The following is an 8455-nucleotide window of genomic DNA, read 5'->3' on the forward strand; positions in this document are numbered from 1 at the left end:
GCCCCGGTTGAAGGCGAGGGGCAAGCATGATCGAGGCAGTGGGCCTCACCAAGCGCTACGGCGCGAAGACGGCTGTGTACAACCTGTCGTTCCAGGTCCGACCGGGAACCGTGACCGGCTTCCTCGGTCCGAACGGCTCCGGGAAGTCCACCACGATGCGGATGATCCTGGGCCTGGACGCCCCTTCGGCCGGCCAGGTGACGATCGGTGGCCAGCCCTACCGGCAGCTGACCAACGCCCCCCGCAGAGTCGGCGCGCTCCTCGACGCCAAGGCCGTGCACGGCGGCCGCAGCGCACGGCAGCACCTGCTGTGCCTGGCGCAGCTGTCCGGTATCCCGGCCCGCCGGGTGGACGAGGTGCTGGGCGTCGTCGGACTGCAGGACGTCGCCTCGCGGCGCTCCAAGGGCTTCTCCCTCGGTATGGGCCAGCGGCTCGGCATAGCCGGTGCCCTGCTCGGCGACCCCGAGGTGCTGCTCTTCGACGAACCGGTGAACGGCCTCGACCCCGAGGGCATCCTCTGGGTGCGCAACCTGATGCGCCAGCTCGCGTCCGAGGGCCGCACGGTGTTCGTGTCGAGCCACCTGATGAGCGAGATGGCACTGACCGCCGACCACCTGATCGTCATCGGGCGCGGGCAGCTGCTCGCCGACATGAGCGTGAAGGACTTCATCTCCCGCAACTCGACGGGCTACGCCATGGTCCGCACTCCGGACGAGCCCGGGCAGCGCGAGAAGCTGACGAAGGCGCTCAGCGAGGCCGGCGGCGCGGTGCAGCCCGAGCAGGACGGTGCGCTGCGCGTCACCGGCCTGGAGCTGCCGCGGATCAGCGACCTCGCCCACGACCTCGACGTACGCCTGTGGGAGCTCTCGCCGCACCAGGCCTCCCTGGAAGAGGCGTACATGCGGATGACCAACGGCGCGGTGGACTACCGCTCCACGCAGGACATGCGCCAGGGACTGCAGCAGCAGGCTCCCTACCAGCAGGGCTACGCGCAGCCGGGTCAGCCGCCGCAGGGCGCCTATCAGCAGGGCGGATATCCGCAGCAGGCGCCGGCCGGCTGGGGTCAGCCGCCCGTGCAGCAGCCGCAGCAGTACGCCCAGCCGCCGGCTCAGCCCTACGCCCAGCCGTACGGCCGGCAGCCCGCCGGGCCGCCCCAGGCGTACGCTGCGCCCGCCGCGCCCGCACAGCCCCCGGCCGCCCCGGCCGTGGCCCCCGCCGCTCCCAGCCTCAACAAGTCCGACAGCGAGGACGCCCGATGACCGCCCCCGTCCCCGGCGCTGTCCCCGGCGCTCCCTACGCATACGCGCAGCAGCAGTACACCTCCCCGATCCCCGTGCAGACCACCACGCTCGCGCACGCGCTCAAGTCCGAGTGGACGAAGATCCGCTCGGTGCGCTCCACGGTGTGGACGATCAGCGTGATGCTCGCCGTCGTCATCGGTATCGGTCTGCTGGTGACCTGGGCCATGAGCCGCAGCGACTACGTCGGGGCGCCGCTGCTCAGCGGCGGCCTGTTCGGGCTGATGCTCGGCCAGCTCGCGGTGGTCACCCTCGGCGTCCTGGTGGTGACCTCCGAGTACAGCACCGGCATGATCCGGACGACGTTCACCGCCTGCCCGAGCCGCTCCCGGGTGCTCACCGCCAAGGTGATCGTCTTCTTCGGCCTGTCGTTCGTGACGACGACCGTGGCCTGCGGCATCACTGCGCTGATCAACTCCGCTGCTCTGTCGGACCAGACCGCCCCGTCCGGCGCCGGCGACGACGCCGTCATGCGGAGCTCGATCGAGGCCGGCAAGGTCGTCGCCAACGGCGGCCAGTGGCTGGGAGCCACCGTCGGCGCCGGTCTGTTCGTGGCGCTGCTCGGCCTGCTCTCGCTCGCGATCGGCACCCTGCTGCGGCACTCGGCGGGCGCGATCACGGCCATGATGGGCGTGGTCCTGCTGCCGTTCATCATGGCGATCTTCATGTTCGCCGATAGCATGCACAGCCTGCGCGAATTCCTCATCAAGTACTCGGCGCTCAACGGGCTCGCGTCCATGTACCGCATCCCGATGGACGGCGGCACGAGCACCGGCTGGCCGGGCCTCGGCCTGCTCGCCGTCATCACCGCGATCGCGCTCGGCGGCGCCTACGCCGTACTGGCCAAGCGCGACGTCTGACGCTGGACTGTCCGACGGCCGGACCGACGTGACGGCTGGACCGTCTGACGGCTGCCTGCCTTACCGCTCTGCTCAGTAGCGGGGCGCGTTACGGGACCGCTGCACCCTCGTGGTGCGGCGGTCCTTCGCGTTCCAGCACGCCCGGTGCCAGTGCCGCCGGTCGTCCACACCGCCGCCGTACTCCGGCCAGGCCACCAAGTGGCCGACGGTGGGCGGGATCTCCTGGTCGCAACCGGGGCAACGGTAGTGCTTGCCCGTAGCACTTGCGGCGATCGGCCGCACTGACCACTCCTCGCCGTGCCAGGTCTCGGTACGCTCGGGGCCCCGGCCCGTACCCGTTTCCTCGGGGCGGTCGGCGGGGCTGTCACCACCGCGCGGGTGGTTACGACGCGGCGACATGGAACACCTCGCAGTTCGGTCGGATCGGGGCAGCTCGTCCCAGAATACGCGGCGGCTCGATGGGCAGGCGCACCACCGATTCCGCCCCCACCTCACCGCCCGTTGCCGAAAATCATGAAATCGCTGCGGGAGGCCGTGCCTTTGGCACGTGTCAAGCGTTAGTGCCAGTAGAGGAGGGAGTGACCAATGCGTGTTGGGACTTTTGTTCTCGCGGCTCAGTTCCCCGGTCAGGGCCAGGCGGAAGTGCTGCACCGGGCGATACGGTCGGCCGAGCTGGCCGAGACCGCGGGACTGGACGCCGTATGGCTGGCCGAACACCACTTCGTTCCGTACGGCGTATGCCCGTCCGCGGTGACCCTCGCGGCCTATCTGCTCGGGCGTACGGACACCATCGGGGTCGGGACGGCCGTCAGCGTGCTGCCGACCGCGCATCCGGTGGCGCTCGGCGAGCAGGCGGCGCTGCTGCACATAGCCTCGCGCGGCCGCTTCACGCTCGGCGTCGGGCGCGGCGGCCCCTGGGTGGACCTGGAGGTCTTCGGCGCCGGCCTCGAAGCGTACGAGCAGGGCTTCCCGGAATCACTGGACCTGCTGCTGCGCTGGCTGCGCGAGCCACGTGTCGGGACGGACGGGCCGCGCTACTCGTTCCGCGAAGTGCCCGTCGTACCGCGCCCCGATGAACTCGACGAACCCGCCGGACCGCCGGTCGTGGTGGCCTGCACCTCCCCCGGCTCCGTCCGGCTGGCAGCGGAACGCGGTCTGCCGATGCTGCTCGGCATGCACTGCGGTGACGAGGAGAAGGCCGGGATGGTCGCGGTCTGGCGGACCACCGCGCGGGCGGCCGGACTCTCCCCCGACGTCATCGCCGCAGCCGGGGCCGAGCATGTGTCGGCCGGAGTCGTCCAGGTCGCGGACAGCCGCGCGGACGCGGTCGAGACGCTGGTGAAGGCGATGCCGGGCTGGCTGCAACGCGGGCTGGCCGCGCATCAGACCGTGGACGGCAGCGCCCGCGCGATGCGGAACCCGTTCGACTACACGGAGTTGCTCTGCGACCTGCATCCGGTGGGGACGCCGCAGTTGTGCGCCGACCGGCTCGCGGCCACCGCCGAGCGGACCGGGATCACCCGTTTCGCCCTGTTGGTGGAGGGCTCGGGAGATCTGGCTGTCACCGAGGAGAACGTGATGCGACTGGGCAGCGACGTGCTCCCGCAATTGGCCTGAACCGTCGGCGGGAGCACGTGGATGCTGTCACATTCAGATCAGCAATCCCTGAACTCAGGGGACTGGTTGAGCAGTTGGGAGCGCACGGAAGTAAACTTCCCGTAACTCCCGTCAACGGCCGGGTCGAGCGGGAACACCGCGACCCGGTGGCAGTTCTGGAACGCGAGACGGACCCCGAAGTGGCGCTGCAGGGCACCGCGTATCGCGTCACTCGCCAGCGCGCGCAGCAGCTGACCGCGCGCCTGCTCGTCCGGTGGCGGCACCTGGTTGTCGGCGAAGGAACCGCCGTCAACCTTGAGTTGCGCCACCAGTGAACTGATCATCTCCCATGCGTACGGCAGGGAGGTCCGGACGCAGTCGACGAATTCCTTCTCGTCGACCTCGCCTCGCTCGGCCTGTTCGAGGAGGGCCGGTGAGACGTCGAGCGACATGGGTACTCCTCTCGTGACCCCACGGCGCGGGGCCAGACGGACATGGACCGGAAACCGGCCGAGCTTCTCCCGCACGACGGCTTCCACATACAACGGTAGGCGGCACGGTCCTGACGCACCAGGAGGTAGCGCGCACAACCGGCCAAATTTCAGCAGTCGCCCGGACCGGCCTTTCGAGGGCGAATCGCGCGCGGGGTACGGCGTCGAGTAGCGTTGCGGACCATGCGCCTCGTCATTGCCCGCTGCTCCGTGGACTACGCGGGCAAGCTCTCCGCCCACCTCCCGTCGGCGACCCGTTTGCTCCTCGTGAAGGCTGACGGCTCGGTCTCCATCCATGCCGATGACCGCGCCTACAAGCCGCTCAACTGGATGTCCCCGCCGTGCACGCTCAAGGTGGGCGACGACGGCACGTGGACCGTGGTGAACAAGGGCGGTGAGCAGCTGATCATCACCATCGAGGAAGTCCTCCACGACTCGTCCCACGAACTGGGGATCGACCCCGGCCTCATCAAGGACGGCGTCGAGGCCCACCTCCAGGAGCTGCTCGCCGACCGGATGGAGGTGCTGGGTGCGGGCTGGACCCTCATCCGGCGCGAGTACATGACGGCGATCGGGCCGGTGGACATCCTGTGCCGCGACGCCGAGGGCGTGACGGTCGCCGTCGAGCTCAAGCGGCGCGGCGACATCGACGGCGTCGAGCAGCTCACGCGCTACCTCGAGCTCCTGAACCGCGACCCGCATCTGGCGCCGGTCAGGGGGGTCTTCGCGGCGCAGGAGATCAAGCCGCAGGCACGGGTGCTGGCTACGGACCGGGGGATCGGGTGTGTGGTGCTCGATTACGACGGGATGCGGGGTATCTCGGACGACAAGTTGAGGCTGTTCTGAGGCCGGGGCCGGGGCCCGAGCTGGGGCCGGGGCCCGGTGACTCCGGGGGAGGGGTTCGAAATCGACTATTTACGGGCCTGGCGGCCCACAAATAGCTCGGCAGCATTTCGAACCCCTCCCCCTCCCCCTCCGCCCCCGTGCCCCTCCGTGACGACAGGGGCCCGCGGGACTTCGTCCTAGGCGATTGTGGCCGCCACGCTTCTACCTGGACGGTGACGGAGACGGGGACGCTGAGCTCGAACCGGATGCCGAGGGCGTACTGGACTGCGTACCGGATGGCGTACCGGACGGCGTACCGGGCGAACTCGGTTTCGGGGAGTTCGAGGGGCTACCGGACGTGCTCGGTGCGGACGATGTGCGTCCCGGTGCGGGTGACGTGTGGTTGTCGCTGCCCGGCGCCGACGAGGATCCGCCCGGCCTGCCCGACGTCGCGGGCTGACCGCCCGGGGAGGTCGGGGTGGCGGGCGGGGTGGTCTGGCCCGGCTTTGTGGCGCCGGTGGTCGGCTGGTCGGCGGGGAGGCCGGCGTTCGGGTCGTCCGGCTGGGCGGATTCGACCGGCTTCACGTTGTTCGGGACGTTCCGGTTGTCGCTGCTGCCCGCCGAGGTGCCCAGGGTGACGATCGTGCCGACCACGGCGGCGAGGACGGCGCCCGCGCCCGCGGCGAGGAGATTGCGGCGGGGGTTGCCGAACGCGGCCCGGCGGGGGGAAGGGCCGGCTGCGGCGAGCCGCTTGCTGATGACCGTGACGGGTGGTTCGTAGGCGGTGCCGGACCCGGCGAGCAGCGCCGCGGGCAGCAGGGATGCGTCCGAGCCCGGGGTGGGTATCTCCACTCCGGCGACGGACGGGGGGCTGCTGGAGCGGTCGTTGACGAGCGCGAGGGTTCTGCGGCCCACCAGGGTGCCCTGGCGGTCGGCGAGCGCCCCGCGCAGGCCTATGGAGGCCTCCAGTTCGGCTCGCGCGCGGTCGAGGTTGCCGGTGCAGAGGGCGAGTACGCCCAACTCGTGATGGAAGTAGGCCTCTTCGGCCACTTCGCCGGCCAGCCGTGCCGACTCCTGGCCGATCCGCAGGGCCCGCTCCCAGGCGCTCCAATGCAGCGCGGCGGCGAACGCGGGGGCGGCGGTGCGGGCGAGGAGGACGGCCGAGTTGGGGTGCCCCGCGTCGCGGCAGGCGGCCATGGCGGCGAGGATCGCCTCGGCCTCGGAGGCCGTCCGCTGGGGGGCTACCGATGGGTGGTCGGCCCACCAGGCGTAGTGCTGGGCCGCGGCGAGTGACCGGGCCGCGGTGTCATCGGGCTCCGCGGCGAGCCCTACGGCCAGCTGCTGCCGTACGCCGGCGGCGAGCCGGTAGTGCGAGGCGACGGGGACGGCGAGCCCGCAGGCGGCGATCTCGCCGAGCGCGGCGTCACCGTGGGTGTCGCCCACGAGGGCGGGCAGGTGCGAGGGGTGGGGGCAGTCGCCGTCGAGTGCGACGGCGAAGACCAGCGCCGTCTGGGCCGCTTCGCTCAGCCGGGACGCGAGGAGGTCGGCCGGTGCGGCGCTCTCCGCGAGCGAGGGCAGCGGTATGCGGCCGGCGGGCTCGGCGTCGAACGGGCCGCCGGACGAGACGTCCGAGGTCCAGACGGAGTCGTCCCACTCCGTCCCGGCCTCGACCGGGGTCCGCAGCACGTCGCGCTGCCGCAGCAGGGCGCCGGCCTGGAAGAAGCGCAGCGGCAGCCCCTCGGACTCGAACCAGAGGTCGGCGGCCCAGGCCGCCTCTTCCTCGTCGAGGGGGCGCTCCACGACGCGCTCCAGGAGCTCAAGGCATGCCACCCGGGTGAGTCCGGGCAGGAAGACCTCTTCGATGAGCGAGTCGGACGCGGGGGCGGCGACGTCCGGGGTCGTGGTGATCAGGAAGGCGCACTCCGGTGCGGCGGCCAGCAGCTCCTCGAGCGCGGCGCCGCCGAATTCGAGGTCGTCGAGGACGACGACCGCGCCCACGTCGCTCAGCAGTTCCAGCAGCCGCGGCCGGTCGGGGCGGTACCCGTCGGCCTCGTAGACCAGGCTGAACAGATCCTGCAGCAGGTCACTGGTGGTGCGGCGGTAGCCGGACAGGCGCAGTACCCCGTCCGGCGCGAGATCGGCGCAGGCCGCGGCGACGACGTCGAGCAGCGAGCTGCGCCCGGCGCCCGAGGGTCCGGTGACGCGGACCGAGCGGCCGCGGGCGAGCAGCCGGATGAGCCGCTCGCGTTCCTCGTCCCGCTCCAGCAGGGGCAGTTCCGTTGCGCGGGGGCCCGGTGGCAGCTGCGGACGGCGGGCCACGGCCTGCCGCTCACGGTCCTGCGGGGTGCGGCGCACGGGTGTGCGCCGCTCCTCCGGCGGGCATTCCGCGACTTCGCTGCCGTCCACCGGGTTGACGGTGAGCAGGAAGTCGCCCGCGACCACCTGGACGACCCGGGCGGCGCTGGATCCGCCGGTGCCCGGCTCGGGCCACAGGGTCTCCCCGCCGAAGCCGGGGGAAGGGTCGCGCGGCTGGCGCGGCAGGCGCGCCAGCGCCACGGTGTCGCCGGCGGCTCCCGGATCGGGCTCGGGTGCCGCGAGATCGTCTGGTCGACCGGAGTGTGGGTCCATCGTTTCCGCCCCCCATATGCGTCGCGTACGGGGTCGTATCGGACCACCGTAAGTCCGCTGTCGGACTGGTCCGGTTCCCCTCCTCGGCCCGCCGCGTGGCGGGCCGGAAACCGAACTCTAAAGCCCCGGACAGTATTGCCGAAGGGCAGGGGCGCCGTGCTGCCCTTACATCACCTTTCAGCCTCGATCGCCAGGATTCTGTGCAGTCGTGTGGCTACGAGCAGCCGCTGCATCTGGGGCGGGACGCCTCGCAGCACGAGCCGTCGGTTGACCCGGCCGGCGCGGCGGTGCGCTCCCATGATCACGCCCAGACCCGCGGCGTCCCACGAATCCAGTGCTGTCAGGTCCAGCACAAGATCGCCGCGACCGGAGTCCACGGCGGTATGCAGGACGGTGCGGGCGTCCGCCGCGCTGCGGACGTCGAGACGGCCTCCGACGACCAGCTCGGCGTGGTCGCCCTGGATATGCATAAATCGCTCCCGGTGGAGTGATGGTGTGATGTGGTCCCCCCATGAGGGCCCCGATGGCTCACCACAACTGACGGTTCGTCGCATATAAACGTTGCCGTCTGTGAGCGAACCGATACCGAATTCACTCCTGGGAGTGAAGCGGCTTAGGGCTGGACAGGCCCTAGTGTCTCGTGATCCCGTTGGCGTTACTTAATCTCGTGTGTCTCGTTGGTACTGGCATGGAGCTCTCCGTGGAACAGGTCGCTGAGTTACGGGTGTTGGCGAGTAGTCGGAACGTGCCTGCGGAT

Annotated in this window: 8 protein-coding genes; 4 read left to right on the top strand and 4 right to left on the bottom strand. The window is 71.0% G+C overall.

Annotated features, from left to right (window positions below; genetic code table 11):
- The first annotated feature begins 26 nt into the window (after nt 1-26).
- Entirely contained in the window at nt 27-1259 is a 1233-nt protein-coding gene (locus tag QMK24_RS08220; protein ID WP_283464620.1) for an ABC transporter ATP-binding protein, read from the top strand.
- Nucleotides 1256-2158: an ABC transporter permease gene (locus QMK24_RS08225; RefSeq protein ID WP_283464621.1), complete on the top strand. Its 903-nt coding sequence runs from the start codon at nt 1256-1258 to the stop codon at nt 2156-2158. Before QMK24_RS08220 ends, QMK24_RS08225 begins: the two co-directional genes overlap by 4 nt.
- Nucleotides 2159-2230: 72 nt before the next feature.
- Here the strand turns inward: QMK24_RS08225 and QMK24_RS08230 are convergent, their stop codons facing one another.
- Nucleotides 2231-2557 carry an Rv1322 family protein gene (locus tag QMK24_RS08230; protein ID WP_283464623.1) on the bottom strand — a complete coding sequence of 109 codons (327 nt, stop codon included), beginning with the start codon at nt 2555-2557 and terminating at the stop codon, nt 2231-2233.
- Between the two features lie 186 nt (nt 2558-2743).
- On the opposite strand from QMK24_RS08230, the gene QMK24_RS08235 reads away from it, so the two are divergent.
- Nucleotides 2744-3775 carry an LLM class flavin-dependent oxidoreductase gene (locus tag QMK24_RS08235; RefSeq protein WP_283464624.1) on the top strand — a complete coding sequence of 344 codons (1032 nt, stop codon included), beginning with the start codon at nt 2744-2746 and terminating at the stop codon, nt 3773-3775.
- A 38-nt stretch (nt 3776-3813) separates the two neighbouring features.
- On the opposite strand, the gene QMK24_RS08240 is transcribed toward QMK24_RS08235, so the two are convergent.
- Nucleotides 3814-4206 carry an SCO5389 family protein gene (locus tag QMK24_RS08240; RefSeq protein ID WP_138357354.1) on the bottom strand — a complete coding sequence of 131 codons (393 nt, stop codon included), beginning with the start codon at nt 4204-4206 and terminating at the stop codon, nt 3814-3816.
- 222 nt (nt 4207-4428) lie between these two features.
- On the opposite strand from QMK24_RS08240, the gene nucS reads away from it, so the two are divergent.
- On the top strand, nt 4429-5091 hold the full coding sequence (gene nucS, locus QMK24_RS08245) for an endonuclease NucS (RefSeq protein ID WP_283464626.1): 663 nt from the start codon (nt 4429-4431) through the stop codon (nt 5089-5091).
- A 201-nt stretch (nt 5092-5292) separates the two neighbouring features.
- Here nucS and QMK24_RS08250 read toward each other — a convergent pair whose 3' ends face one another.
- On the bottom strand, nt 5293-7698 hold the full coding sequence (locus tag QMK24_RS08250; protein ID WP_283464628.1) for an ATP-binding protein: 2406 nt from the start codon (nt 7696-7698) through the stop codon (nt 5293-5295).
- A gap of 170 nt (nt 7699-7868) precedes the next feature.
- Nucleotides 7869-8168 carry an STAS domain-containing protein gene (locus tag QMK24_RS08255; protein ID WP_283464630.1) on the bottom strand — a complete coding sequence of 100 codons (300 nt, stop codon included), beginning with the start codon at nt 8166-8168 and terminating at the stop codon, nt 7869-7871.
- Between the last annotated feature and the right edge of the window lie 287 nt (nt 8169-8455).

The sequence above is a fragment of the Streptomyces sp. PH10-H1 genome, from assembly GCF_030063355.1.
Classification (GTDB): Bacteria; Actinomycetota; Actinomycetes; order Streptomycetales; family Streptomycetaceae; genus Actinacidiphila.